This window comes from Serinicoccus kebangsaanensis, assembly GCF_008919445.1.
GTDB classification, from domain to species: domain Bacteria; phylum Actinomycetota; class Actinomycetes; order Actinomycetales; family Dermatophilaceae; genus Ornithinicoccus; species Ornithinicoccus kebangsaanensis.
Map to the genome: position 1 here is coordinate 17,572 of NZ_VSLG01000013.1, position 26,232 is coordinate 43,803.

A 26,232-nucleotide genomic window follows, 5' to 3' on the forward strand; every position below is an offset into this window, starting at 1 on the left:
GTACCCGGCCTGGTGGGCACGACCAAACACGCTCTCCCAGCCCGCCACCAGCCTCGCCTGATAGGAGAGTATGGTGCCCATCGACCCCGAAAGGTTCTCTCCCCCATGACCGACGCCCGCGACACACCCGATCGCGGATCCGATGCACCCGTGTCTCGCTCGGAATGGGTCTCCCGGCACCAGTCCGGTGGCCACGACGTGCGTCGGGCGATGGGGCTGACGACCCTCAGCGCCGTGCTGCCCGGCTCCGGGCTGCTGGGGACCCCCCGCCGCCGGCTGGGCCTGGTCCTCGTCGGGCTGGCGCTCCTGACGGTGGTCCTGATCCTCGGGTATGCCCTGAGCAACGGGTTGACGACGACCGCACTGCAGACGGCTGCGGACACCGGTCGGCTGCGCACGATCTCGGTCGTGCTGGTCCTGGGGACCCTGGTCTGGGTCGGGGCGATCGCGCTGACCGCGCTGACCTCCGCCCCCCGCCGGGCCACCGCCGGCGGTCGCGCGGCACTGACGACGCTGACCGCGGTGCTGTGCCTGGCGGTGACCGCACCGGCGGTCCTCGGGGTGCGCTACATCGACGCCCACGTCGACGCGGTGGACCAGGTCTTCGGGTCCAGCGGCGCGGTCGGCGGTGGCAGCGGCAACGCCGACTCCACCCCGACGTCCGTCCTCGGCGACAACCCGGACGACCCGTGGGAGGACCTGCCCAGGGTCAACGTGATGCTGCTGGGCTCGGACGCCGCGGAGGCCCGTGAGGGCACCCGCACCGACACGATGATCGTCGCGAGCATCGACACCCGCACCGGCGACAGCGTGCTCTTCTCGGTCCCCCGCAACCTGCAGCGCGTCCCGCTCCCCCGCGACAACCCGCTCTACGACGTCTACGGCCCGGTCTACGACTGCGGCGACCAGTGCCTGATGAACAGCATCTGGACCGAGGCGGAGACCGTCGCCGAGGAGCACCCGGAGTGGTATGCCGACGACCCCACCCCGGGTCAGACCGCCACCAAGGAGGTGCTCTCCGGCATCCTCGGCATCCCGATCCACCACACCGTCATCGTCAACATGGAGGGTTTCGCGGACCTGGTGGACGCCATGGGTGGGGTCCTGGTCAACGTCCAGGAGCGCATCCCGATCGGCGGCTACACCTACACCGACGCCAACGGCACCCTGCAGCTGGACCCGACGTCTGACTTCGAGTGGCTCGAGCCCGGCTCGCACCGGCTGACCGGACCCCAGGCCCTGGCCTACTCGCGCTCGCGGGTCACCTCCGACGACTTCTCCCGGATGCGGCGCCAGCGCTGCATGGTGGCGGCCGTCGTGGACCAGGTCAACCCGATGACGATGCTGCAGCGCTACCCCCAGATCATCGGGGCCGTCGGCGACAACGTCGTGACGGACCTGCCGCAGCAGGACCTGGACGAGTGGGCGGCGCTGGTCCTGGACGTCCAGGCGGGCACCATGAGCAGCCTGCCGTTCACCGGCGCCAACACGGACACCACCGACCCCAACTACTCGCGGATCCGCGCCCGCGTCTACGAGGCGCTGCACCCGCAGCCGGCGCCCGAGCCGCCGGCGGATGCGGCCGCCACCACCTCTGCGGGTGGCGACGAGGCTGAGCAGACGTCGGAGGCTCCGACGCCGACCGAGCCGGACGACGGCGCGGCCCCCACCACCGAGGAGCCCACCGACGAGCTCGAGGACGTCGGCGCGGTCTGCGGCTGATCAGCACGACCTACCGCGGTGGCTTGCTGTTGCCCTGGCGACACATACCCACCGCGGTGGCTTGCTGCTGCCCTGGCCGCACATACCCACCGCGGTGGCTTGCTGCTGCCCTGGCCACACAGACCTACCGCGGTGGCTTGCTGTTGCCCTGGCCACACAGACCTACCGCGGTGGCTTGCTATTGCCCTGGCCGCACATACCCACCGCGGTGGCTTGCTGTTGCCCTGGCCGCACAGACCCACCGCGGTCGTTCCAGGTATGCCGAAGGCCCCCGCCACCAGCTGGTGACGGGGGCCTTCGCGGAAGGTCCTGGAACGGCCTACCTCAGAGCGGGCGAACGGCGTCCGCCTGCGGCCCCTTGGGGCTCTGGGTGACGTCGAACTCGACCCGCTGGGCCTCCTCGAGCGTCCGGTAGCCGTTGGTCTCGATGGCCGAGTAGTGGACGAACACGTCGGGGCCACCGCCATCCTGAGCGATGAAACCAAAGCCCTTCTCCGCGTTGAACCACTTCACGGTTCCCTGTGCCATGGGCGATCTTCTTTCTGCTGTGCTTGTGCATGTGCAACTGCCCGCAGGGCGCGGACAGTGGTGGTGGTGAACCCCCCAGCTCACTCGCGAGAAGATACAACGCCAACCAGACACCACGCTATCAGCCGAACGGCCCGAAAGTGGCATCCGCCTCCCGTGCGATGATGGAGCGATCCCAGGTTCGGCCCGATCCGGGTCGTCCCGGGTCTGGAGGGTTCGCATAGTGGCCTAGTGCAGGCGCCTTGAAAGCGCCCGAGGGAAACCTCCGTGGGTTCGAATCCCACACCCTCCGCCGGGCAGGCAACTCCGCACGGGCGACGAGCCGCCCCTCGCTGTATGGTCGGGGCGAACGCACGACCCACGAGAAGGAGTCAACGATGCGCAACAAGCTGATGCTGCTCGTCGGTGCGGCCGCCGGGTACGTCCTCGGCGCCCGGGCCGGGCGCGAGCGCTACGACCAGATCGCCGACCAGGCCAACAAGGCGTGGAGCAACCCCAAGGTCCAGGAGACCGTCGAGCAGGTCAAGGCCAAGGCCCCCGAGCTCAGCCAGAAGGTGAGCGAGCAGGCCAAGGCGACGGCCGACGGCGTCAAGTCCAAGGTCACCGGCCACGAGGCCACCGGCGCGGACGGCTCCTACGAGAACGCCAGCGGCAGCCTCGACGGCGACGGCGAGGCGACCGTGGACACGACCGGCTTCGGGCCCGGTGGAGAGAAGCTGCCCTGACCGGGCGCCAGACCACCGAGGACCGCGGCGGCCCACCCCGACCAGGGGTGGGCCGCCGTCCCGGTTCTGAGCACGGTGCGGCCACACCCGTGAGGGACCCCCACTACCGCGACTCCGGCCTGGTCCTCCCACCGGGCTTCGTCCTCGGGTCGGCGACCGCCGCCTACCAGGTCGAGGGCGCCGCCCGCGAGGACGGCCGGGGGCCAAGCATCTGGGACGTGTTCAGCCACACCCCCGGCCGGGTGTGGAACGGCGACACCGGTGACGTGGCCGACGACCACTACCACCGGCTGGACGAGGACCTGGACCTCATGTCCGAGCTGGGCCTGGACGCCTACCGGTTCTCCATCTCCTGGCCGCGGGTGGTCCCCGACGGTGTCGGCGCCATCAACCGAGCGGGTCTGGACTTCTACTCCCGGCTGGTGGACGGGTTGCTGGCGCGGGACATCGCCCCGATCGCCACGCTCTACCACTGGGACCTGCCCCAACCGCTGGAGGAGGCGGGCGGCTGGCCGACCCGGCAGGTGGCCGAGGCCTTCGCCCGGTATGCCGAGGTCGTCGGGCAGGCGCTGGGCGACCGGGTGGACACCTGGACCACGCTGAACGAGCCGTGGTGCACCGCCTACCTGGGCTACGGCTCCGGCGCCCACGCCCCGGGGCGCACCGAGCCGGCATCCGCCCTGGCTGCGGTGCACCACCTCAACCTCGCTCACGGCTGGGGGGTCCAGTCGCTGCGTCAGGTCGTCGACGAGCGGGCGAAGATGTCGATCACCCTCAACCTGCACGTGCTGCGCGGCGAGGGGGAGCACGGCGCCGAGGCGGCGCGCCAGATCGACGGGATCGCCAACCGGGTCTTCCTGCAGCCCCTGCTGGAGGGCGGCTACCCCACGGACGTGCTGGAGGACACCGCCGGCATCACCGACTGGTCCTTCGTGCAGGAGGGGGACGAGGCAGCGATCCGGCAGCCGCTGGACCTGCTCGGGGTCAACTACTACTCCACCACCGGGGTGCGGGTCTGGGACGGGACGACCACGCGGGAGATGGCCGACGGCCACAAGGACGTCGGCGCCTCGCCCTGGCCGGGCGCGGACCGGATCGAGTTCGTCGCGCAGCCCGGGCCGTACACGGCCATGGGGTGGAACATCGACCCGTCCGGTCTGGAGGAGCTCCTGGTGGACCTGTCGGGTCGCTACCCGGGCCTGCCGCTGATGGTCACCGAGAACGGCGCGGCCTTCGAGGACGAGGTCACCGACGGACCGGACGGCCCCCGCGTGCACGACCCTGCCCGGGTCGACTACCTGCACCGGCACCTGGCTGCCTGCCACCGGGCCGTCGGTCGGGGCGTCGATCTGCGCGGCTACCTGGTGTGGTCACTGCTGGACAACTTCGAGTGGGGCTACGGCTACGCCAAGCGGTTCGGCATCGTCCGGGTGGACTACGACACCCTGGAACGCGTGCCGAAGGACAGCGCCCGCTGGTATGCCCGGCTGACCCGGACCCGACGCCTCGACTGACCGGTCAGATCCAGATCGCCGGGTCGTCGTAGAGCGCCTGCTGCGGGTCCAGGCCCGGCTCCGGGCGGCGGACGGCCGCCGGGATCCCGGTGGCCACCGCCATCGAGGGCACGTCCTTGGTGACCACCGCGTTGGCGCCGACCTGGGCACCGTGACCGATGACGATGTCTCCGAGGATCTTGGCCCCGGCGCCGACGGTGACGCCGTCACCCAGGGTGGGGTGCCGCTTGATGGTGGGGTCCAGCGAGCGCCCGCCGAGGGTCACGCCGTGGTAGAGCATCACGTCGTCGCCGATCTCGGCGGTCTCGCCGATGACGACGCCCATGCCGTGGTCCACGAAGAAGCGTCGCCCGATCGTGGCCCCGGGGTGGATCTCCACGCCGGTCGCGGCGCGCGCCGCCTGGGAGAGGAGGCGGGCCGGCAGCCGCAGCCCGGATCCCCACATCGCGTGACTCGCGCGGTGCGTCCAGAGGGCGTGCAGCCCGGGTGAGGCCAGCGCCATCTCCAGCCGGCTGCTGGTGGCCGGGTCGCGCTCCACCGCGGCGTCGAGATCCTCGCGGACCTCGGCGACGGCGCGGCCGAGCATGGCGGCGCCGCGCCGGGCCCCTCGCGTCAGCCTGCCGGGCATGATCAGTCCCGCAGGTCCTCGAAGAGCACCGTGGACAGGTAGCGCTCGCCGAAGGAGGGGATGACGACCACGATCGTCTTGCCCGCGTTCTCCGGCCGCCTGGCCACCTCGAGGGCGCCCCAGACGTTGGCGCCGGAGGAGATGCCGGCCAGCACGCCCTCGTCGGTGGCCAGCGACCGCGCCACCCGGAGCGCGTCGTCCAGGGCGACGTCGACGACCTCGTCGTAGAGCTCGGTGTCCAGGATCTCCGGCACGAAGTTCGCGCCCAGGCCCTGGATCTTGTGCGGTCCGGGCTGCCCGCCGGTGAGGATCGGGCTGTCGGCGGGCTCCACGACCACCAGGCCGACGTCGGGCTTCTGCTCCCGCAGGTAGCGCCCCGCGCCGGTGATCGTCCCGCCGGTGCCGACGCCGGCGACGAAGATGTCCACCTCGCCGTCGGTGTCGTCCCACACCTCGGGGCCGGTCGTCTCGTAGTGCACCTTGATGTTGGCGGGGTTGGCGAACTGGCGCGCCCGCACCGCGCCCCGCTCCTCGGCGATCTCGTCGGCCTTGGCGACGGCGCCCTTCATGCCCTCCGCGCCCGGGGTGAGCACCAGCTCGGCGCCGTAGGCGCGCAGCAGCGCACGGCGCTCCAGGCTCATGGTCTCCGGCATCGCCAGCACCACCTTGTAGCCCCGCGCGGCGCCGACCATCGCCAGCGCGATGCCGGTGTTGCCGGACGTGCCCTCGACGATGGTGCCGCCGGGCTGCAGCTCGCCCGCCTCGACCGCCGCGTCGATGATCGAGGCGCCGATGCGGTCCTTGACCGAGGCGGCCGGGTTCTGGGACTCCATCTTGAGCAGGACCTGGGTCCCCTCGGGAAGTCCGTCGGCGAGGCGGTTGAGCCGCACCAGCGGGGTGCCGCCGATCGCCTGGGTGATGTCGTCGTACACGCGCACGGGAGGGCCTTTCGTCGGGGTCGATGGTGATGCTCTCAGCAAGTTATACATCACTCAACACCACGTTATTCCATCCGGTTCGTGCGGCGCACACGCTGCGACGCGTCGGGCGTCCGGAGGTGCTGGCGATTAGGCTGCGGTCATGTCGTTCGGTGTGCTGCAGGTCCTCGCCATCGTGGTCGCGGGCCTGGTGACCTTGGCCGCGGTCGCCCTGTTCGTGCGCACGATCGTCGGCTTCGTCGCGCAGTTCCGGCTGGGGCAACCGACCAGCCGCTCCGACGAGCCCGGTCGGCGCACGGCCACCCTGGTGCGGGAGGTGCTCGGGCACACCCGGATGGCCCGCAAGCCGTGGGTCGCCGTCGCGCACTGGGTGGTGATGGTCTCCTTCGGTCTGCTCTTCCTCACCCTCGTCACCGCCTACGGCCAACTGGTGGACCCGCACTTCGCGCTGCCGCTCATCGGCCACTTCTGGCCCTACGAGTGGCTGACCGAGCTCTTCGGCTGGGGTGCCGTCATCGGGATCGTCGGTCTCATCGTCGTGCGCCAGCGGCAGCACCCGCGCGCGCTCGGCCGGCGCTCCCGCTTCTGGGGGTCGACCTTCTGGCAGGCGTATGTCGTGGAGCTGGTGATCCTCGGCGTCGGCATCGCGATCGTCACCCTCCGCGCCCTTGAGCACGCGCTCGGGAGCGCCACCGGGGAGACCTGGGCCACGGCGCTGCACTTCCCGCTCACGGCCTGGCTCGGTGGGCTGCTCGACGGGCTGTCCACGGACCGCGTGGAGGGCGCGATCATCGCGGTCGCGCTGGCCAAGATCCTCATCTCGATGGCGTGGATGATCATCATCGCCCGCACCCCCACCATGGGCGTGGCATGGCACCGCTTCCTGGCCTTCTTCAACATCTGGTTCCGGCGGCACCCCGACGGGGCGACCTCCCTGGGCGCGGTGCAACCCATCGCGGTCGGGGGCGAGCCGGTCGACTTCGAGAACATCGAGGACCTGGACGAGGACGCCGCGCTCGGCGTGGGCAAGGTCGAGGACTTCACCTGGAAGGGGCTGCTCGACTTCTCCACGTGCACCGAGTGCGGTCGCTGCCAGGAGCAGTGCCCGGCCTGGCACACCGAGAAGCCGCTCTCCCCCAAGATGCTGGTGAAGAACCTGCGCGACCAGCACCACGCCGTCGCCCCCTGGCTGCAGGCCGGCGAGCAGCACCGGGAGGCGGCCGCCCAGGCGCTCGAGGCCGCCGGTGGCCCCGGCGCCGAGGGACTCCCGGACGAGCTGCACGGCATACCCACCTCCGCCGTGGTCGCCGCCCAGCGCCCGCTGGTCGGCGAGACCGAGGGCGACCCGACCGTCCCCGACGGCGGCGGGGTCATCGACCCGGACGTGCTGTGGTCGTGCACCACCTGCGGCGCGTGCGTGGAGCAGTGCCCGGTCGACATCGAGCACGTCGACGCGATCGTGGACATGCGCCGCTACCAGAACCTCATCGAGTCCGCCTTCCCCTCCGAGCTCGGCGGGTTGTTCAAGAACCTCGAGAACAAGGGCAACCCGTGGGGCATGAACGCCCGGCTGCGGATGGACTGGGCCAAGGACCTCGACTTCGAGATCCCGATCGCGGGTGAGGACCTGGAGGACCTGTCGCAGGTGGACTACCTCTTCTGGGTCGGCTGCGCCGGGGCCTTCGAGGACCGCGCCAAGAAGACCACCCGCGCCGTCGCCGAGCTGCTGCACACGGCGGGGGTCAGCTTCGCCGTCCTGGGCGACGGCGAGAGCTGCACCGGCGACCCGGCGCGGCGCAGCGGCAACGAGTTCCTCTTCCAGATGCTGGCGATGCAGAACGTCGAGGTGCTGGGCGAGCTGGGCGCCACCCGGATCGTCGTCACCTGTGCCCACTGCTTCAACACGATCAAGAACGAGTACCCCCAGCTCGGCGGCTCGTTCGAGGTGGTCCACCACACCCAGCTGCTCAACAAGCTGGTGCGCGACAAGAGGCTGACCCCGGTCTCCCGGCCGGACGGGGCGGACACCTCGGGCGTCGCGTCCACGGCCGGGACCGTGACCTACCACGACCCCTGCTACCTCGGTCGGCACAACCAGGTGTATGCCCCGCCCCGCGAGCTGCTGGGCGCGCTGCCGGGGGTGGAGCTCACCGAGATGCCCCGGCACGCGGAGAAGTCGTTCTGCTGCGGCGCGGGGGGTGCGCGGATGTGGATGGAGGAGAAGCTCGGCACCCGCATCAACCTGAACCGCACCGACGAGGCGCTGGCGACCGGGGCCGACCGGATCGCGATCGGGTGCCCCTTCTGCCGGGTCATGCTGTCCGACGGCCTCACCCAGAAGCAGGCCGAGGGGGCCCGGGACGAGGTCGAGGTGGTCGACGTGGCCCAGATGCTGCTGGCCGCCGTCCGCCGGGGTCAGGCTCCCGGGGGGGGCGACCCGGCCGACGAGGACGACCCGGCCGACGAGCCGGTGGAGGCTCAGCCCTCGTCCGAGGCCTGAGCGGCGCCCTGCGTCAGCTGCGCACGTCGCTGCGGTGGAAGTTGGACCAGGACCGGCTGGCCGTCGGGCCGCGCTGGCCCTGGTAGTGGCTCCCCTTGGCCGAGCTCCCGTAGGGGTGCTCGGACGCGGAGCTGAGCCGGAAGAAGCACAGCTGCCCGATCTTCATGCCGGGGTGCAGCACGATCGGCAGGGTGGCGACGTTGGACAGCTCGAGCGTCACGTGCCCGGTGAAGCCGGGGTCCACGAAGCCCGCGGTCGCGTGCGTGAGCAGGCCCAGCCGCCCCAGCGAGGACTTCCCCTCGACCCGGGCGGCGACGTCGTCCGGGAGGCTGACCTGCTCGTAGGTCGACCCCAGCACGAACTCGCCGGGGTGCAGCACGAAGCTCTCCCCGGGGTCGACCTCGACCAGCCTGGTCAGGTCGGGCTGCTCCTGCGCCGGGTCGATCACCGCGTACTTGTGGTTGTCGAAGAGGCGGAAGTAGCGGTCCAGCCGGATGTCGATGCTGGAGGGTTGCACCATCTGCGGGTCCCACGGGTCCAGGCGGACCCTCCCGGCGTCGATGGCGGCGAGGATGTCGCGGTCGGAGAGCAGCACGCTGACACCCTAGCCGGGCCGACTTTGGTGAGCGGAAGCGCCGATGGTTATCATGGCTGCGCCCTCGTGATCGAGGCGCTGCGGGCGTAGTTCAATGGTAGAACATCAGCTTCCCAAGCTGAATACGCGAGTTCGATTCTCGTCGCCCGCTCCACCGCCGCCCTAGCCTGTCGGGCGAGCCTCCCGGCCGGCACCGTCCTCCCCCTTGAGGTGGTCGGTGATCCAGTCGACGTACTCGCCCAGGGCGTGCGTCACCGGCACCGCCAGCACCTCCGGCACCTCGTAGCCGTGGAGCGACTTGATGGCGAGGAGGAGGTCCGAGAACTGGCCCTGCGTGGTCTTCGCCAGCAGCAGCCACTCCTGGCTCTCGTGCACCTCGCTGCGCCAGCTGTAGACCGAGGTCATCGGTCCGAGGATCTGGACGCAGCCGGCCAGCCGCCGGGCCACGAGTTGCTCGGCGATGTGCCTGGCCGACTCCATGGTCGGGACGCTGATGCGCACCTCGACCAGCTCTGGTCTGTCGTTCATGTTCCTGCTTTCGTCACGGGCGTCACGGGATCGCGTCCGCCAGCGCGTCGGCGAGGATCCCGACCCCGCGGTCGGCGTCCTCGTGGCTGATCACGCACGGTGGCACGAGGTGCACCCGGTTGCCCACGATCAGCGGCCACATCCCCCGCCTCACGCATCCGGCCTGCACTGCGCTCATCGTCTCACCGGAGGCGGGCTCGCGCGACATCTGATCCACAACCAGCTCGACCGCCCAGAAGACGCCGAGCCCCCGCACGTCGCCGACCAGCGGGTTCGTCCCGAGCAGGGCCCGTGCCGCCGGACCGAGACTTCGTCGCCCGACCTCGGCCGCGTGCTCCACGACGCCCTCGTCCTGCATGATCCGGACCGCCGCGACCGCCGAGGCGGTCGCCAACGCGTGGCCGGAGTAGGTCAGGCCGCCGGGGAACGGCCGCCGGTCGAAGGAGGCGGCCACCTCGTCCGCGATGATCACCCCGCCGAGCGGGACATACCCCGAGTTGACCCCCTTGGCGAAGGCGACCAGGTCCGGCCGCACGCCCCAGTGGTCGAAGGCGAACCACGCTCCCGTCCGCCCGAAGCCGGCCATCACCTCGTCCAGGATCAGCAGGATGCCGAACTCGTCGCACAGCGCCCGCACCCCCTCCAGGTAGCCGGGCGGCGGGACCAGGATGCCGTTGGACCCGACCACGGTCTCCAGGACGACCGCGGCGACCTGGTGCGGGCCCTCGACCTCGAGCGTGTGCCGCAGGTGCTCCAGGGCCCGGGCGCTCTCCTCCTCCGGGGTGCTGGCGTGGAACTCGCTGCGGTAGAGGTAGGGGCCCCAGAAGTGGACCACCCCGGGCAGCCCTGGCTCGCCGCCCCACCGGCGCGGCTCCCCGGTGAGCGTGATCGCCCCCGCGGTGGCGCCGTGGTAGCTGCGGTAGGCCGCGAGGATCTTGTGCCGCCCGGTGTGCACCCGCGCCATCCGGAGGGCGTTCTCGACCGCCTCCGCGCCTCCGCCCGTGAAGAAGACCTTGCTCAGCCCTTCGGGCGCCAGCCCGGCGATGAGCGCCGCCGCCTCCGCCCGGCTCTCGGCGGCGAAGGACGGTGCGACCGTGGTCAGTCCGCCGGCCGCCTCGGCGATCGCCGCCGACAGCCGGGGGTGCTGGTAGCCGATGTTGACGTTCACCAGCTGCGAGGTGAAGTCGAGGAAGCGTCGGCCCTCGTGGTCCCAGAAGTAGGCTCCCTCCCCGCCCGCGAGCGGCAGGGGGTCGATCGACGCCTGCGCCGACCAGGACGTCATCACGTGCGCCCGGGACAGGGCGCGGATGCGCGCGTCGCGCTCGGTGTCTGCGGTGGTCGTCATGGTCGTGACTCTAGGGCAGCGGGCATCCCTGGTGCCTGTGCGTCGCGGACGGCAGGATGGGGTCATGGCTGAGGCACTGGCGCACACCACCGGGGCGAGCGAGCCCCCGTTGCTGGAGGAGACGATCGGGGAGAGCCTGGACCGGACCGCGGCCGAGCACGGCACCCGCGAGGCGCTGGTCGACGTCGCCTCCGGGCGGCGCTGGACGTATGCCGAGCTGGTGTCCGACGTGAACCTGCTGGCGCGGGCCTTCATCGCGGCGGGCGTACGCACCGGTGACCGGGTGGGGATCTGGGCCCCCAACTGCCCGGAGTGGACCCTGGTCCAGTTCGCGACCGCCAAGATCGGCGCCATCCTGGTGAACATCAACCCGGCATACCGGGCGCACGAGCTCGCCTTCGTGCTCCGTCAGGCCGGCGTGCGCAGCTTGGTGGTGGCCCCGGAGTTCAAGGGCACGCGCTACCCGGACGTGGTGGAGGAGGTGCGCGGAGAGTGCCCCGATCTGGTGCAGGTCCTGGTCGTCGGCGGTGAGGGCTGGGACGACTTCCTGGCCGGCGCGCACCAGGTCAGCCCGGAGCGGCTGGCCGAGCTGCAGGCGACGCTGCGCCCGGAGGAGCCGATCAACATCCAGTACACCTCGGGGACGACCGGGTTCCCCAAGGGAGCGACGCTCTCGCACCACAACATCCTCAACAACGGCTACTTCGTCGGGGAGGGCTGCCGCTACACCGAACGTGACGTGATCTGCATACCCGTGCCCTTCTACCACTGCTTCGGCATGGTGATGGGCAACCTGGCGGCGATCACCCACGGCGCCTCCATGGTGATCCCCGGTCCCGGTTTCGACCCCGCGGCGACCCTGCGCGCGGTGCGCGAGGAGCAGTGCACCTCGCTCTACGGCGTGCCGACGATGTTCATCGCGGAGCTGGAGCTGATCGAGTCCGACGACGACTTCTCGCTCGAGGACCTGGCGTCGGTGCGGACGGGCATCATGGCCGGGTCGCTCTGCCCCGCGTCGGTGATGCGCTCGCTGGTCGACGCCGGGGTGCGCGGTATGACCATCTGCTACGGCATGACCGAGACCTCGCCGGTGTCGACCCAGACCGCTCCGTCGGACCCGTTCGCGAAGAAGGTCGGCACGGTCGGCCGGGTGATGCCGCACCTCGAGGTGCAGATCGTCGACCCCTCCTCCCGCGAGGTCGTGCCCCGGGGGGAGCCGGGCGAGTTCTGCACCAAGGGCTACTCGGTCATGCTCGGCTACTGGGAGGAGCCGGAGCGGACCGCGGAGGTCGTCCGGGACGGCTGGATGGCCACCGGCGACATCGGCGTCATGGACGACGAGGGCTACGTCGAGATCACCGGCCGGATCAAGGACATGGTGATCCGCGGCGGGGAGAACATCTACCCCCGCGAGGTGGAGGAGTTCCTCTACACCCACCCGGACGTCGTGGACGCCCAGGTGGTGGGCGTCCCGGACGAGCGGTACGGCGAGGAGCTGATGGCGTGGGTGCGGCTGCGCGAGGGCGCCGAGCCGCTGACGCCGGACGCGCTGAAGGAGTTCTGCAACGGCAAGCTGGCGCACTACAAGATCCCGCGCCACGTCCAGGCCATCGACGAGTTCCCGATGACCGTCACCGGCAAGGTGCGCAAGGTGGAGCTGCGCGAGCGCGGCGAGGAGCTGCTCCGCGGCTCCACCTGACCGAGCGTCGCCCGTGGTTGCCCTCACACCCACCGAGCGTCGCCCGTGGTTGCCCTCAGCCCCACCGAGCGTCGCCCGTGGTTTGCCCTCACACCCACCGAGCGTCGCTCGTGGTTGCTGGCAGGATCGGAGCATGAGCCTGGACTACTCCCAGATGTTCCGCCTGGACGGTCGACGCGCGGTGGTCGTCGGATGCGGGGGGATCGGTGCCGAGATCGTCGCCGGTCTGGCCGCGCAGGGCGCCACGGTGACCTGCCTGGACAAGGACGTCAGCACCGCCGAGTCCGCCCTGGAGCGCGCGCCGGGCGGGACGGCATACGCCGTGGACGTGCTCGACCCCGCCGCCCTCGAGCGGCGCGCGGCCGACCTCGGCGACGTCGACGTGCTGGTGCTGACCGCGGCGATGAACGTCCGCAAGCGGCTGCTCGACTACAGCGCCGAGGAGTTCGCGCGGGTGGTCGACCTCAACCTGCGGGGCACGTTCGACGCGGTGCGCGCGTTCGCGCCACGGATGGTCGAGCGGGGCACGGGGTCGATCGTGGCCCTCACCTCCATCCGCGCGGTCACCGTGGAGCCCGGCCAGGGCGTGTATGCCGCCACCAAGGCGGGCGTCGTCCAGCTGGTCCGCACCTGGGCCGCGGAGCTGGGGCCGGCCGGCGTCCGGATCAACGCGGTGGCACCGGGTGTCGTCGAGACCCCGCTGACCCAGCAGATCCGGGACGACCGGGAGTGGGACCAGGCGTATGCCCAGAAGTCGGCCCTGGGGCGCTGGGCCAGGCCCGAGGAGATCGTCGGCGCGACCTGCTGGCTCGCCTCGGACGCCGCGAGCTTCGTGACCGGGAGCCAGGTGATGGTGGACGGCGGCTGGACCGCCATCGACGGTCGCTTCACCCCGCCGACCTGAGCTCGCTGACCAGGGATGATCGGTGCAGCCGCACCCGACCTCCCCGGCCGATCGTCAGGAGAAGACGATGGTCCGCCCGCCGCGCAGCACCACGCGGTGCTGCGCGTGCCAGGTGATCGCCCGGGAGAAGGCCGCCGCCTCCACCTCCTGCCCCTGCTGCGCGAGCTGGGCCGGGGTGAGCCGGTGGTCGACCCGCCGGAAGTCCTGCTCGATGATCGGCCCCTCGTCCAGGTCGGCGGTGACGTAGTGCGCGGTCGCACCGATCACCTTGACGCCCCGGTCGTGCGCCTGGGTGTAGGGCTTGGCGCCCTTGAAGCTCGGCAGCAGCGAGTGGTGGATGTTGATGATCCGCCCGGAGTAGTCGCGGCACAGGTCGGCCGACAGCACCTGCATGTAGCGCGCGAGCGCGATGGTGTCCACGTCGTGCTCGTCGACGAGGCGCCGCAGCCGCTCCTCGGCCTCGGGCTTGGTGTCGACGGTGACCGGCACGTGGTGGAACGGGATCTCGTGCCACTCCGCCAGACTGCGGAAGTCCTCGTGGTTGGACACGATGGCGGGGATCGTCACCGGCAGCTGACCGGTGCGCGCCCGGAAGAGCAGGTCGTTGAGGCAGTGCCCCATGCGGCTCACCATGACGAGCAACCGGTGCGGCTCGGCGCGGTCGTGCACCTGCCACTGCCCCTCGAGCTCGGCAGCCACCGGCGTCAGCGCCTCCCGCAGATCCTCGACCCCGATGGGGTCACCGTCGGCGTGCGCCTCGATCCGAAGGTGGTACTCCCCGCTGCTCGGGTCGGCGAACTGCTGACTGTCGGTGAAGGACAGGTCGTGCTCCAGCAGGGTGCGCGAGACCGCGTGGACGATGCCCTTGCGATCGGGGCACGACAGGGTCAGCACGAAGTCACGGTTCTTCTCAGGGGTCACGGCGCTCAAGTCTAGGACCAGGTATGCCGTGTCCCGGCGGTCAGGCTCGTGCGACGCCGGCGTCCCCGGCACGCTTCCAGACCCACTCCACCGGGCCGGTCGAGAATCGCCGCAGCCACGCATGGGCGAAGACGGCGACCGCCGTGACGATCACGACATACCCGAGCATCGTCAGGGGAACCCGCCAGGACCCGAGCTCGGCGGCCAGCCCGAGCCCCCAGCCGTAGAACACCGCCCCACCGAGCAGGTTCTGCAGCAGGTAGCAGCTCAGCGCCGTCCGACCGACCTCCTGCAGCCGTCGCGCGACCCAGCCACCGGTCCCCCTGCGCAGGCAGATCTCGACCACCCCCGCCAGCAGACCGAGCGACACGAACGGGGCGACCACGTAGCGCTCCAGCAGCAGGCCGGCGACCCCGCCCCACGTGCCGAGCGCGAGGTCCACGGGCAGGGCCACGGCGCCGACGACGAGGAGCCGGCGACGGATCCGCGCCCCCTCGACCCCGAGAACACCAGCGCGGAACAGGAGCGCCCCGAGCAGGAAGAGCGCGATCGTGCCCAGCAGGATGAAGACCGGCTCAGCCCGGAACGTGAGGACCTGGTCGACACGGAAGCGCACGAGATCCAGGAACCTGCCGTCGGCGTAGGGGTTGGGACCGGACCAGCCGCCGCCGTCGAGCTGATCCTGGTAGATGAGGACCAGCCCGGAGACCAGCGCCACGAGGAGGACGTGGCCCGCGGCGAAGACCGTCACCAGGCGGCGCTGGAAGCGTTCGCTCGTGAGGAGCATCCAGGAGACGAGTGCCGCGGTCACGGCATACCCCATGAGGACGTCGAACTCGGCGATGAGCAGGTAGTTGACCGCCCCGTCCAGGAAGAGCAGCGCGGCACGCCAGAGGTAGCGGCCGGGCCAGGCGCGTCCGCGACGCACCGCAGCCCTGTGCTGGATGGCCAGCCCCATCCCGAACATCATCGACAGCAGGGCAAGGAACTTGCCCTGGCTCAGCGCGGTGAGGGCGTTCTGCACCAGGACGTGTCCGTCGGCCGTGCCCTCGGTCACCGGGTCGAGCAGGTAGCCGGCCATCCCGTGGGTGTGGGTGAACAACCAGATGTTGGTCCACAGGGTGCCGAGGATCGCCACACCGCGGACCACGTCGAGGGCCTCGATCCGACGCGTCCCGCCGCTCGACCCCTGCTCCAATACGGTCGTATTGTCCATGCGGCGAGACGGTACCATACATTCGTATTGGCCAGGAGGTAGGGAGACCATGAGCGCCAGCCCACACATTCTCGACGCCGCCCTCGAGGTGGTCGCGACGCGCGGCCTGGAAGGCACCAGTGTGCGCACCGTGGCCGCCGCGGCCGGGGTCTCGGTGGGAGCTGTCCAACACCACTTCGCGACCAAGGATGCCCTGCTGACCGCCGCCATGGACCGCGTCAGCGCGGGCTTCCAGCAGGAGATCCAGCAGCGTATCGAGGCCGCCACCGACCCACGCGGAGCCCTGCGCGAGGTGTTGCTCGTGCTCGCCTGCGCCCACGAGGAGGACACCCGTGGGGCGCGGGTGTGGGCAGCCTTCGCCACGCGGGCGGCCGTCGACCCGCAGATCGCCGCGGGCTATGCGGCCGCCTGGCAGCAGCTCGAGACCTTCCTCGTCGGCCTGCTCGAGCCCCTCCGCCCGCCACCCCCTCCCCTCGGCGTCACCGGGAACGCTGACGTCGCGGCAGTCCTCCTGGCGCTCGTGGACGGTCTCGCGATCGCCCGGGCGGCCGAGCCGGGCCGTATGCCGGCCGATCGGGCCGACCGCATGGTGGAGACGGCCCTGTCCGCACTGCTGGGTGACGGCGGTCCGCGCGGCTGAGGGTCGCGCGAGGTGGGCCCTTCTCAGTCGCCAGCAGCGCTGGGGAACGCGTCGCGGTAGCTGCGCCAGCCGCCCGCCGGGGTGGTGATGCTCTCGGCGGCGAGGAGGCCACGGACCATCGCCCGGGTCACCACCTCTCCCGCCGCCTGCAGCACGGCGTGGAAGCCCGCGACGTCGGGCGCGGGACGCTGGGCGGTGGACAGGCCGAAGAGCGCGTCGCCGTCGAACATCGTGTGGATCGGGTTGATCGCCCGCGCCATGCCGTCGTGCCCGCTCGTCGCCAGCCGGGAGCACTGGGCCGGCGTGAGCGAGGCGTCCGTCGCGACGACGCCGATCGTCGTGGCGAGCGACCTGGGGACCCGGCTGGTCGCATTGGCCTCGTCGGCGACCCGGCGTGCGGACTCCAGCTCGGCGGCGTCCGGCCGGGAGGGGATCACGCCGTCCGGCCACCCCGGTATGCCGTGCACGTCGCGGGCGAGCAGGTGGCGGGCGCCCCACAGCTCACCGGTGTCGAGGTCGACCGCCGACCCGACGGCGTTGACGACGACCAGTGCCGCCACGGTCGTGCCGTCGGCGAGCACGGCGCTGGCCGTGCCCACGCCGCCGCGCAGCCCGCCCACCTGGGTGCCGGTGCCCGCACCGACATTGCCCTGCGCCACCTCCTCGCCGGCCTCGGCGGCCGCGAGCGCCTCGGTCCCGAAGGTCGCGTCCGGGAAGGCCCCGAAGTCCCCTCCGCGCCCCAGGTCGAAGCACACGGCCGCAGGGACGATCGGCACCACCTCGCCCTCCCCGCCCATCGGGAAGCCTCGGCCCCGGGCATACAGCTCGCGCATCACGCCGTCCGCGGTGGCCAGCCCGAAGGCGGACCCGCCGGACAGCACGACGGCGTGCACCCGCTCGACCAGGTTGCGCGGGTCGAGCAGGTCGGTCTCCCGCGTGCCCGGTGCCCCGCCGCGCACGTCGGCCCCGGCGACCGCCCCCTCGGGCGGGCAGAGCACCACCGTGGTGCCGGTCAGGGACCCGTCGCCGACCCGGTGGTGGTGGCCGACGGACATCCCGGCGACGTCCAGCAGGGAGTTGGTGGGGCCGGCGCCGGTGTCCATGGCCTCAGCCTGCCAGCGCGGTGAGGATCTCCTCCACCTTGGCCTTGGCGTCCCCGAAGATCATCTGCGTGTTGTCGCGGAAGAAGAGCGGGTTCTGCACGCCGGCGTAGCCGGTCGCCATCGACCGCTTGAAGACCACCACGTCGCGGGCGTTCCACACCTCGAGCACGGGCATACCGGCGATGGGGCTGCCCGGCTGCTCGATGGCGGCGGGGTTGACCGTGTCGTTGGCACCGATCACCAGCACGACGTCGGTGCCGGCGAGGTCGTCGTTGATCTCGTCCATGCCGAGCACGATGTCGTAGGGGACGCGTGCCTCGGCGAGCAGGACGTTCATGTGCCCCGGGAGGCGCCCCGCGACCGGGTGGATGCCGAAGCGCACGTCGACGCCGAGCTCCTCGAGCCGCTCCACCAGCCGGGCGACCGGATGCTGCGCGTGCGCGACCGCCATGCCGTAGCCGGGCGTGATCACGACCGTCCGGGCCTGCCGCAGCAGCTCCGCGACGCCCTCGGCCACCACCTCGCGGTGGGTGCCCTCCTGCTCGCCGTCGCCCACCAGCCCGACGGGATCCGCCCCGAAGCCACCGGCGATGACCGAGACGAAGGAGCGGTTCATCGCCTTGCACATGATGTAGGACAGGATCGCGCCCGAGCTGCCGACCAGGGCCCCGGTGATGATGAGCAGGTCGTTGCCGAGCATGAAGCCGGCGGCGGCTGCGGCCCAGCCGCTGTAGGAGTTGAGCATCGAGACGACGACCGGCATGTCGCCGCCGCCGATGGAGGCCACCAGGTGAGCGCCCAGCAGCAGGGCCAGGGCGGTGAGGATCAGCAGGGGCGTCAGGCTGGGTGCCGCGACGAACCACGCCGACGTCGCCAGGCTGGCCAGCAGGACGAGCAGGTTGAGCAGGTGCCGGCGGGGCAGCATCAGCGGCGCGCTCTTCATCCGCGCGGACAGCTTGGCCCAGGCCACCACCGAGCCGGTGAAGGTGACCGCACCGATGAAGACGCCTGCGGCGATCTCGATCCGCTGGCTGACCCCGGCGGCGCCGGCGTGCCCTTCCCCGAGGGAGGTGTTGATCCCCACGAGCACGGCGGCGACGCCGACGAAGCTGTGCAGGATCGCGACGAGCTCGGGCATACCGGTCATCGCCACCTGACGCGCCCGCCAGATGCCGATGACGGCACCGAGCGACATCGCGGCGGCGATGAGCAGGAAGGTGGTGAGCGCCGCGCGCTCCGCGGTGCTGACCGCGAGCGCCACCGTCGCGACCAGCGCCAGCGCCATGCCCGTGATGCCCAGCAGGTTGCCGCGCCGCGCCGACTCGTGGCGCGAGAGTCCGGCCAGCGCGCCGAGGAAGAGCAGCGCCGCGACGAGGTAGGCGGCGTCGACCGCCGAGGCGAGCGTCACGACTCGGCCCTCCGGAACATCCCGAGCATCCGGTGGGTCACCGTGAATCCGCCGAAGATGTTGATCGAGGCGACCGTGATGCCGAGCAGCGCGAGCGCGGTGACCCAGGTGCTCTCGCTGCCGACCTGCAGGATCGCCCCGACGCAGATGATGCCGCTGATCGCGTTGGTCACCGACATCAGCGGCGTGTGCAGGGCGTGGGTGACGTGCGAGATGACGTAGTAGCCGGCGATCACCGCGAGCGCGAAGACGGTGAGGTGCATCCGCAGCTCGTCCGGGGCGAACGCCGCGCCGAGCGCGCCCAGCACGGCGAGGGCGAGCAGCACCGCGCGGCGCCGGCGGGGGTCGGGCGCGCCGCCTTGGGTATGCCCGTGCGCCGGCTCCGCCGCGGGGTCGGCGGCCGGCGCGGGCGCCGGGGCGGCGCTCACCGAGATCTGCGGCGGGGGCCACAGCACCTGCCCGTCGTGCGCCACGGTCATCGCCCGCAGCACCTGGTCCTCCAGGTCGAGCACGAGGGGCGGGCCGTCGGCGTCGGGGTCCCCCTCCTCCGGCTCCCCGGAGAGCAGACCGACCAGGTTGACCATGTTGGTGCCGTAGAGCTGGCTGGCCTGCGAGGGCATCCGCCCGGCGAGGTCGGTCCACCCGAGCAGCACGACCCCGGAGTCGGTCACCACCCGCTCGTCCGCCCGGCTGCCCTCGACGTTGCCGCCGTTGGCGGCGGCCAGGTCGACGACGACCGAGCCGGGGCGCATCGCCGCGACCGTCCCGGCGTCGACCAGGCGCGGCGCGGGGCGGCCGGGGATGAGCGCCGTGGTGATGACGATGTCGGCGGTGATCGCCTCCTGGGCGTAGAGCTCCTGGGTGGCCCGCTCAGCGTCCTCGCTGAGCTCACCGGCATACCCGTCGCTGCGGCCGCTGCTGGTGTCGACGTCGAGCCGGACGAAGGTCGCGCCCATCGACTCGACCTGCTCGGCGACCTCGGGGCGCACGTCGAAGGCGCGGACCTGGGCCCCGAGCGACTGCGCCGCGCCGATCGCGGCGAGCCCGGCGACCCCGGCACCGACGACGAAGACGGTGGCGGGCGGGGTGGTGCCGGCCGCCGTGACCTGGCCGGCGAGCATGCCGCCGTACTCGTGGGCCGCCTCGATCACCGCGCGGTATCCGGCCAGGTTGGCCATCGAGCTCAGCACGTCGAGGCTCTGCGCGCGGGAGATCCGCGGCACCGCATCCATGGCCAGCGCCGTCACCCCGTGGTCGGCCAGCGCCTCGAGCAGGCCGGCCGAGCGGGCCGGTGCCATGAGCGAGGCGACGGTGATGCCGCGCGGGAGGGCCGCGACCTCGGCCGGCGTCGGCGGGTCCACGGCGGCGAGCAGGTCGACGTCACCGAGCCCACCGGGGTCGACGAGCGTGGCGCCGGCGTCGCGGTAGGCGACGTCGGGGCAGGCCGCGCGCTCCCCGGCACCCCGCTCCACGAGCACCCGGTGACCACGCTTGCGCAGCGTGGCGACCGTGCTGGGCGTGGCAGCGACGATCGCCTGGGCCTCCCGCGCCTGTCGGGGTATGCCGATCAGCACCCTGCTCCCCTCTCCTCCTCGAGCCTCGAAGCGAGATCGACCCTAGCGGGGCATACCGACGGCGCCGCAGCCGACCCACCCACTCCGAGTGTGGTCGGGATAGCACAACCTTCATCGGCGAACTTCCTCATGAGGCTTGTGCTATGCCGACGTTGGTCCGCGCGAGGGGGCGGGTCAGTCGGGCGCGTCCGGAGAGGCGCCGCGGGCCAGGTCCTGCGCGGTGCGCCCGGCCAGCGCCGCGTGCAGGTCGGGGATGGCCGCCAGCAACGACCGGGTGTATGCGTGCTGCGGCTCGGCGAAGAGCTGCTCGGTCTCCCCGACCTCGACGACCTCCCCCGCCTGCATCACCGCGATCCGGTCGCACACGTGCCGCACGACGGACAGGTCGTGGCTGACGAAGACGAGCGTGAGGTCCAGCCCCTCGACCACCTCGTCGACGAGGTTGAGCACCTGGGCCCGGACGGACACGTCGAGCGCGGATACCGGCTCGTCGGCGACGAGGATGTCCGGGTCGGGCGCGAGCGCGCGGGCCACCGAGATCCGCTGCCGCTGCCCGCCGGAGAACTGGTGCGGGTAGCGGTCCGCCGCCTCCGGGTCCAGACCGACCCGCTCCAGCAGCTCGCGCACCCGCCGCGTGTGGTCGCCCCCGATCCCCTGCGCCACCAGCGGCTCGGCGACGATGTCGCGCACCCGCATCCGGGGGTCCAGGCTGCTCATCGGGTCCTGGAAGACCAGCTGCAGCCGCTCCCGCAGCCAGCCCAGCCGCCGGTGCGGCTGGTCGCCCACCGACCGGCCCTCGACCAGCACCTCGCCGGAGGTCGGCCGGTCCAGCCCGCAGATCAGCCGCAGCAGCGTCGACTTGCCGGAGCCCGACTCGCCCACGATGCCGAAGCGCTCGCCCCGCCCGACGGTGAGGCTGACGTCGCGGACCGCCCGGACCACCGGGGGCGCCTCCCGCAGCGACGTGCGGGGGCGGCGGAAGTCGCGGTATACCTCACGCAGCTCGATCGCGGGGGTGTCGGGGTCAGCCACGGTGCTGCTCCATCTCGACCGTGCTTCCCTCGGCAAGGGCGCCAGCAGGCGAGGTCGAGTGCGACGGGCGCTCCCCCGCGGGGTGGTGGCAGGCGAAGCCGTATGCCCGGTCCCCGGCCGGGTGCTCGCCGCGCGGGGTCCACGGCGGCAGCGAGGCGCAGAGGTCGTTGGCGTGGTCGCAGCGGCTGCGGAAGACACAGCCGTCGGGGAAGCGACCCGCGGCGGGGACCGTGCCCGGGATCGTCGGCAGCGCGGCCCGCCCGCGGCGCCCACCCTCGCCCACCAGGTCGGACGCGGCGATGAGGCCCTGCGTGTAGCGGTGCCGCGGATCACCGAAGACCTCGGCCACCGGGCCGGCCTCGACGATCCGCCCGCCGTACATCACGAGCACCCGCTCGCACACCGTCGCCACCACCGCGAGGTCGTGCGTGATGAAGAGCATTGCGGCGTCCCGCTCCTCCACGCCGCGGACCACGAGGTCGAGCACGGTCGCCTGGACGGTGACGTCCAGCGCCGTGGTCGGCTCGTCGCAGATGAGCAGGGCGGGGTCGTTGGCCAGCGCGATCGCGAGCACGACCCGCTGCCGCTGACCGCCGGAGAGCTCGTGCGGGTAGGACCGGGCCAGGTGCGCCGGGTCGGGCAGGCCGACCTGGTCGAGCAGCTCCACCACGCGCCGGCGCGCGCCGGTCGTGCTCTGCGTCCCGTGGATGCGCATCACCTCGGCGACCTGGGCGCCCACCCGCATCGTCGGGTTGAGCGCGGTCATCGGCTCCTGGAAGACCATCGACATCGCGTCGCCGCGCAGCCGCGCCATCTCCCGCTCGCCGACGTCGAGCAGGTTGCGGGTCGCGGCGGTGCGCCCGGAGAGCCGCACGTCGCCGCCCGCGCGCAGCCCCTCCCCCAGCAGCCCCATGACCGCGAGCGCGGTCAGCGACTTCCCCGACCCGGACTCCCCGATCAGCCCGACCCGCTCGCCGCGGTGCAGGGAGAACGTGACGTCGTGCAGCAGCGGGGTATGCCGGGTCCCCACGTCGAGCCCCTCGACCGCCAGCACGGTGCGGTCACCGGGCATACCTCTTTTTCGACCTCTCGAATCGTCGCCATGGCGAGCATTCCCACGGTCGAATTCCGGCGCCGGCGCGCTCATCGACCCTCCAGCTTCGGGTCCAGCCAGTCCCGCAGACCGTCGCCGAAGAGGTTGAAGCCCAGCACGGACAGCGCGATCGCGCCGCCGGGGATGAGCGCCAGGTGCGGGGCGGACCGCAGCGTGGTCTGCGCCTCGTAGAGCATCCGGCCCCAGCTCGCCTGACCCGTCGGCGTGCCGAGCCCGAGGTAGGCCAGCGCCGCCTCGGCGAGGATCGCGATGGCGAAGGAGACCGACGCCTGGACGATGATCAGCCCGGCCACGTTGGGTATGACGTGGCGCACCGCGATCCCCAGCGGCGAGCGGCCGGCGGCCCGGGCGGCGACGACGTACTCCGTCTTCATCACCCCGAGCGCCCCGGACCGGGTGATCCGCGCGAAGGCCGGGATGGTCGCGATGCCGATGGCGATCATCGCCACCCGGGTCGACCCGCCGTAGAGCGCCGCGAACATGATCGCCAGGAGCAGGGCGGGGAAGGCCAGCAGCACGTCGTTGGAACGCATGACCAGCTGCCCGAGCCAGCCCGGCGACATGGCGGCCAGGATCCCGAGCGGCACCCCGACGAGCGCCGCGACGCCCACGGCGACGAAGCCGACATACAGCGTCGTCCTGGCCCCGACGAGGATCTGGGTGAAGACATCCCGCCGCAGCCGGTCGGTGCCGAGCCAGTGCTCGGCGTTCGGCGTCTGGTAGGGCTCGACGGCCAGCACCCGCATCGGGGTGTACGGGGTCCAGACGTAGGACACCAGCGCCAGCACGACGACCACCGCCACGATCCCGCCGCCGATGAGCAGCGAGGGGTTCAGCCGGCGCCCGGAGGACCCGCCGGCGGCGGCCTGCCCCTCGAGCCCCTGCGCGGGCGCACCCTGGATCTCGCTCATCGCGACCCCGTCCGCAGCCGCGGGTCGATGACGAGGTAGAGCGCGTCGACGAGGAAGTTGATGAGCAGGGTGGCGACGACCAGCACCATCACCACGGTCTGCACCGTGAGCAGCTCGCGCTGGGCGACCGAGTCCAGCAGCAGCGACCCCAGGCCGGGGATGACGAAGACCCGCTCGATCACGACGGCACCGATGAGCAGGGTCGCGAGCTGCAGGCCGAGCACGGTGACCACCGGGACCGCGGCGTTGCGCAGCCCGTGCCGCCACAGCGCCTGCACCGGGCGCAGCCCCTTGGCCCGTGCGGTGCGCAGGTAGTCCTCCCGCAGCACGTCCAGGACGGCCGAGCGGACGTAGCGCGCCAGCACGGCCGCCTGCACCATCGCCAGCGAGACCGACGGCAGCGCGATCCGCTGCAGGAAGCCGACCGGGTCCTGCGCCGGGACGACCCAGCCCCCGCTGGGCACCCAGCGCAGCCGGACGGCGAAGACCGAGATGAGCACGATGCCGGCCAGGAAGGCGGGGATCGCCACCCCGACCTGCGACACCGCCGACATCACCAGGCCGTCGAGGTGCCGGTGCCGCACCGCCATCCAGATCCCGACCGGGACGGCCACCAGGACGGCCAGGACCATGGCCGTGACCACGAGGATGAGGGTGACCTGCAGCCGGTCGGCGATCTGCGGGCCGATCGCCGCCTTGGAGATGAACTCGATGCCCGGGTCGAGGGTGACCAGGCCGCGCATCCAGTCGAGGTACTGCACCACGACCGGCCGGTCCAGGCCGAACTGCTCGCGCAGCCGGGCCACGGCCTCGTCCGAGGCGTTGATGCCCAGCGCCACCCGGGCCGGGTCGCCGGGGAGGACGCGCATGAAGGCGAAGACCAGCACCGACGCCGCGAGCACGCTGGCCACGAAGACCATCGCGCGGTGCAGCAGGCGCAGGAGCATGGTCTCAGCACCCTAAGGCAGGTCGGCCCGCCAGGTGGTCCCCGGCCGGTCGGACCGACCTGGGCACGGTTGTGCACCGGATGCGCCCTACTCGACGGTGCATCTGGTGCGCAACCTTGCCCAGGTCGGGATCCGGCGCGGTCAGCCGCGGGCCAGCTCGCCCAGGTCGAAGGACTCCTTGATCGCGTTGGTCGGCAGCCCGGTGATGTCCGGGTCGGCGACCATGAGGTTGGGCAGCAGGAAGAGGAAGTCGGCGGCGGCGTCCTCGCTGATGAGCGTCGCGGCCTCGGCCAGCTTGGCGACCTGCTCCTCCTCGGTGCCGGTGTCCGCCTCCTCGAAGAGCGTCTGGACCTGCTCGGTGCCGTAGGTCGTGTAGTAGTCCGGGCTGCCGAAGACGTTGGCCATGTCGCGCGGCTCGACGTGCGCCACGATCGACATGTCGAAGTCCTTGTTGGTGAAGACCGTCTCCAGCCACGCGGCCGGGAACTCCAGCTCGTCGATCGTCACCTGCAGCCCGGCGTCCTCCAGCATGGACTCGACGACGGTGCCGCAGGAGACGGCATACGGCAGCGACGGTATGCGCAGCCGCAGCTCGGTGCCCTCGGCGCCGGCCTCGGCGATCAGCTCCTCGGCGCGGGCCAGGTCGAAGGGGTAGTCCCCGGTGCGATCCTCGTACCACGGGTCGGTGGGCGGGGCCATCGAGCCGATGAGCTCGCCGCGACCGGCCCAGCAGGTGTCCATCAGCGCCTGGTGGTCGATGGCGTGCCGCACCGCCTGCCGCAGGTCGGCGTCGGCCAGCGGGTTGCCCTCCTCCTGGTTCATCGACAGCACGACCTCGCCGTTGGTCGTGCCCTCGACGATCTGGAAGTCGCCGCCCTCGAATTCGGCGAGCGACTCCGGCGCCTGCACCGTCGACACGACGTCGATGGAGTCGGTGAGCATGGCGTTGTTGAGCGCGTTGGCGTCGTCGAAGTAGCGCATTTCGACGGCGGCGAAATAGGGCGCCTCGTCGTGGTAGTCGGGGTTGCGCTCCAGGGTGATCTGGGTGCCGCGGTCCCAGGTGCCGAAGGTGTACGGCCCGGTGCCGAGCGCCTCCTCCGCGAGGTTGTCGACCCCCTCGGTGTCGAACATCGCGCCGACCCGGGTGGTGAGCGCATACAGGAAGGAGTTGGACGGCCGCGACAACGTGACCTCCAGGGTCGTGTCGTCCACCGCCTCGACCGACTCGACGACGTCCAGCTGCGACTTCAGGCTGATCGTCCAGGCGTCGGAGGAGACCCGCTCGAGCGAGAAGGCGGCGTCCTCGGCGGTGAACTCGCTGCCGTCGGAGAAGGTGACGCCGTCCTTGAGCGTGAAGGTGTAGGTCAGCCGGTCCTCGCTGACCTCCCACTCGGTGGCCAGCGCCGGGACGATCTCCCCGGACTCGACGTCGACGCTCACCAGCGTCTCGTAGACGTTGTCCAGCAGCAGCTGCGGGATGGCCGCGCCGTCGGTCGTGGTGAAGTCCAGGCTGGCCGGCTCCGCGACCAGGCCGATGCGCACCGTCTCGTCCGAGCCGCCGGGCGCGGGGGCCTGCGCGGTGTCGTCGCCGGTGTCCTCACCTCCCTCGGCCTCGCTGCCGGTCCCGTCCTGCGAGCCGGTGTCCGAGCTGGTGCTCGAGCCGGCGTTGCAGCCCGCCAGCAGAGCGGTCACGGCGACCGCCGCGACGAGGGAGCGAGTCTTCGTTGACGTCCTCATAGC

23 protein-coding genes and 2 tRNA genes are annotated in these 26,232 nt (G+C 71.8%); 9 read left to right on the forward strand and 16 right to left on the reverse strand.

Annotated features, from left to right (window positions below):
* Positions 1-150 precede the first annotated feature (150 nt).
* Complete coding sequence (locus FXF60_RS12990; protein WP_192796741.1) at positions 151-1,722, forward strand: LCP family protein; 1,572 nt, start codon at positions 151-153, stop codon at positions 1,720-1,722.
* Positions 1,723-2,046: 324 nt separating this feature from the next.
* Here the strand turns inward: FXF60_RS12990 and FXF60_RS12995 are convergent, their stop codons facing one another.
* Entirely contained in the window at positions 2,047-2,250 is a 204-nt protein-coding gene (locus FXF60_RS12995; RefSeq protein WP_066640880.1) for a cold-shock protein, read from the reverse strand.
* A gap of 209 nt (positions 2,251-2,459) precedes the next feature.
* Between FXF60_RS12995 and FXF60_RS13000 the strand changes: the two genes are divergently transcribed.
* The 3 genes from FXF60_RS13000 (at position 2,460) to FXF60_RS13010 (ending at position 4,489) form a co-directional block, all read left to right on the forward strand.
* Positions 2,460-2,542 (forward strand) — tRNA-Ser (locus FXF60_RS13000).
* Between the two features lie 85 nt (positions 2,543-2,627).
* Complete coding sequence (locus FXF60_RS13005) at positions 2,628-2,975, forward strand: YtxH domain-containing protein (RefSeq protein ID WP_151526403.1); 348 nt, start codon at positions 2,628-2,630, stop codon at positions 2,973-2,975.
* Positions 2,976-3,064: 89 nt separating this feature from the next.
* Positions 3,065-4,489 (forward strand): GH1 family beta-glucosidase, encoded by a 1,425-nt coding sequence (locus FXF60_RS13010; protein ID WP_151526404.1) that lies wholly within the window; start codon positions 3,065-3,067, stop codon positions 4,487-4,489.
* Positions 4,490-4,493: 4 nt separating this feature from the next.
* On the opposite strand, the gene epsC is transcribed toward FXF60_RS13010, so the two are convergent.
* On the reverse strand, positions 4,494-5,117 hold the full coding sequence (gene epsC / locus FXF60_RS13015) for a serine O-acetyltransferase EpsC (protein WP_151526405.1): 624 nt from the start codon (positions 5,115-5,117) through the stop codon (positions 4,494-4,496).
* Between the two features lie 2 nt (positions 5,118-5,119).
* Positions 5,120-6,055, reverse strand: a complete 936-nt coding sequence (gene cysK / locus FXF60_RS13020) for a cysteine synthase A (protein WP_192796742.1) — start codon at positions 6,053-6,055, stop codon at positions 5,120-5,122.
* Positions 6,056-6,197: 142 nt separating this feature from the next.
* On the opposite strand from cysK, the gene FXF60_RS13025 reads away from it, so the two are divergent.
* Positions 6,198-8,555 (forward strand): (Fe-S)-binding protein, encoded by a 2,358-nt coding sequence (locus tag FXF60_RS13025; RefSeq protein WP_151526407.1) that lies wholly within the window; start codon positions 6,198-6,200, stop codon positions 8,553-8,555.
* Between the two features lie 13 nt (positions 8,556-8,568).
* Here FXF60_RS13025 and dcd read toward each other — a convergent pair whose 3' ends face one another.
* A complete protein-coding gene (dcd, locus tag FXF60_RS13030) occupies positions 8,569-9,150 on the reverse strand; it encodes a dCTP deaminase (protein ID WP_151526408.1) in 582 nt (193 codons plus the stop codon).
* Positions 9,151-9,230: 80 nt separating this feature from the next.
* On the opposite strand from dcd, the gene FXF60_RS13035 reads away from it, so the two are divergent.
* Positions 9,231-9,304: transfer RNA gene (locus tag FXF60_RS13035), tRNA-Gly, on the forward strand.
* Between the two features lie 8 nt (positions 9,305-9,312).
* Here FXF60_RS13035 and cutA read toward each other — a convergent pair.
* Both cutA and FXF60_RS13045 read right to left on the reverse strand, forming a co-directional pair.
* The gene (gene cutA / locus FXF60_RS13040) at positions 9,313-9,678 is read right to left on the reverse strand and encodes a divalent-cation tolerance protein CutA (protein ID WP_151526409.1); all 366 of its coding nucleotides are present in this window, start codon (positions 9,676-9,678) and stop codon (positions 9,313-9,315) included.
* 22 nt (positions 9,679-9,700) lie between these two features.
* Positions 9,701-11,023: an aminotransferase class III-fold pyridoxal phosphate-dependent enzyme gene (locus FXF60_RS13045; protein ID WP_151526410.1), complete on the reverse strand. Its 1,323-nt coding sequence runs from the start codon at positions 11,021-11,023 to the stop codon at positions 9,701-9,703.
* Positions 11,024-11,087: 64 nt separating this feature from the next.
* Between FXF60_RS13045 and FXF60_RS13050 the strand changes: the two genes are divergently transcribed.
* Together FXF60_RS13050 and FXF60_RS13055 are read left to right on the forward strand one after the other, a co-directional pair.
* The gene (locus FXF60_RS13050; RefSeq protein WP_151526411.1) at positions 11,088-12,722 is read left to right on the forward strand and encodes an AMP-binding protein; all 1,635 of its coding nucleotides are present in this window, start codon (positions 11,088-11,090) and stop codon (positions 12,720-12,722) included.
* 133 nt (positions 12,723-12,855) lie between these two features.
* Positions 12,856-13,626 (forward strand): SDR family NAD(P)-dependent oxidoreductase, encoded by a 771-nt coding sequence (locus FXF60_RS13055; RefSeq protein WP_151526412.1) that lies wholly within the window; start codon positions 12,856-12,858, stop codon positions 13,624-13,626.
* Positions 13,627-13,680: 54 nt separating this feature from the next.
* On the opposite strand, the gene purU is transcribed toward FXF60_RS13055, so the two are convergent.
* Complete coding sequence (gene purU, locus FXF60_RS13060) at positions 13,681-14,556, reverse strand: formyltetrahydrofolate deformylase (RefSeq protein WP_437440870.1); 876 nt, start codon at positions 14,554-14,556, stop codon at positions 13,681-13,683.
* Positions 14,557-14,587: 31 nt separating this feature from the next.
* On the reverse strand, positions 14,588-15,763 hold the full coding sequence (locus FXF60_RS13065; protein ID WP_151526414.1) for a DUF418 domain-containing protein: 1,176 nt from the start codon (positions 15,761-15,763) through the stop codon (positions 14,588-14,590).
* 49 nt (positions 15,764-15,812) lie between these two features.
* Here FXF60_RS13065 and FXF60_RS13070 point away from each other — a divergent pair, with 49 nt between their 5' ends.
* On the forward strand, positions 15,813-16,403 hold the full coding sequence (locus FXF60_RS13070; RefSeq protein WP_192796743.1) for a TetR/AcrR family transcriptional regulator: 591 nt from the start codon (positions 15,813-15,815) through the stop codon (positions 16,401-16,403).
* Positions 16,404-16,426: 23 nt separating this feature from the next.
* On the opposite strand, the gene FXF60_RS13075 is transcribed toward FXF60_RS13070, so the two are convergent.
* The 8 genes from FXF60_RS13075 to FXF60_RS13110 all read right to left on the reverse strand — a co-directional run bounded on the left by FXF60_RS13075 (position 16,427) and on the right by FXF60_RS13110 (position 26,229).
* Positions 16,427-17,506: a P1 family peptidase gene (locus FXF60_RS13075; RefSeq protein WP_151526416.1), complete on the reverse strand. Its 1,080-nt coding sequence runs from the start codon at positions 17,504-17,506 to the stop codon at positions 16,427-16,429.
* 4 nt (positions 17,507-17,510) lie between these two features.
* Positions 17,511-18,914 (reverse strand): Re/Si-specific NAD(P)(+) transhydrogenase subunit beta, encoded by a 1,404-nt coding sequence (gene pntB, locus FXF60_RS13080; RefSeq protein ID WP_151526417.1) that lies wholly within the window; start codon positions 18,912-18,914, stop codon positions 17,511-17,513.
* Entirely contained in the window at positions 18,911-20,488 is a 1,578-nt protein-coding gene (locus tag FXF60_RS13085) for a Re/Si-specific NAD(P)(+) transhydrogenase subunit alpha (protein ID WP_151526418.1), read from the reverse strand. The genes pntB and FXF60_RS13085 overlap by 4 nt, the downstream gene beginning before the upstream one ends.
* A gap of 174 nt (positions 20,489-20,662) precedes the next feature.
* Positions 20,663-21,520 (reverse strand): ATP-binding cassette domain-containing protein, encoded by an 858-nt coding sequence (locus FXF60_RS13090; RefSeq protein WP_151526419.1) that lies wholly within the window; start codon positions 21,518-21,520, stop codon positions 20,663-20,665.
* Entirely contained in the window at positions 21,513-22,592 is a 1,080-nt protein-coding gene (locus FXF60_RS13095; protein WP_151526420.1) for an ABC transporter ATP-binding protein, read from the reverse strand. Before FXF60_RS13095 ends, FXF60_RS13090 begins: the two co-directional genes overlap by 8 nt.
* 71 nt (positions 22,593-22,663) lie before the next feature.
* Entirely contained in the window at positions 22,664-23,545 is an 882-nt protein-coding gene (locus FXF60_RS13100; RefSeq protein WP_151526421.1) for an ABC transporter permease, read from the reverse strand.
* Positions 23,542-24,492: an ABC transporter permease gene (locus tag FXF60_RS13105; RefSeq protein ID WP_151526422.1), complete on the reverse strand. Its 951-nt coding sequence runs from the start codon at positions 24,490-24,492 to the stop codon at positions 23,542-23,544. Before FXF60_RS13105 ends, FXF60_RS13100 begins: the two co-directional genes overlap by 4 nt.
* 141 nt (positions 24,493-24,633) lie before the next feature.
* On the reverse strand, positions 24,634-26,229 hold the full coding sequence (locus tag FXF60_RS13110; protein ID WP_151526423.1) for an ABC transporter substrate-binding protein: 1,596 nt from the start codon (positions 26,227-26,229) through the stop codon (positions 24,634-24,636).
* Between the last annotated feature and the right edge of the window lie 3 nt (positions 26,230-26,232).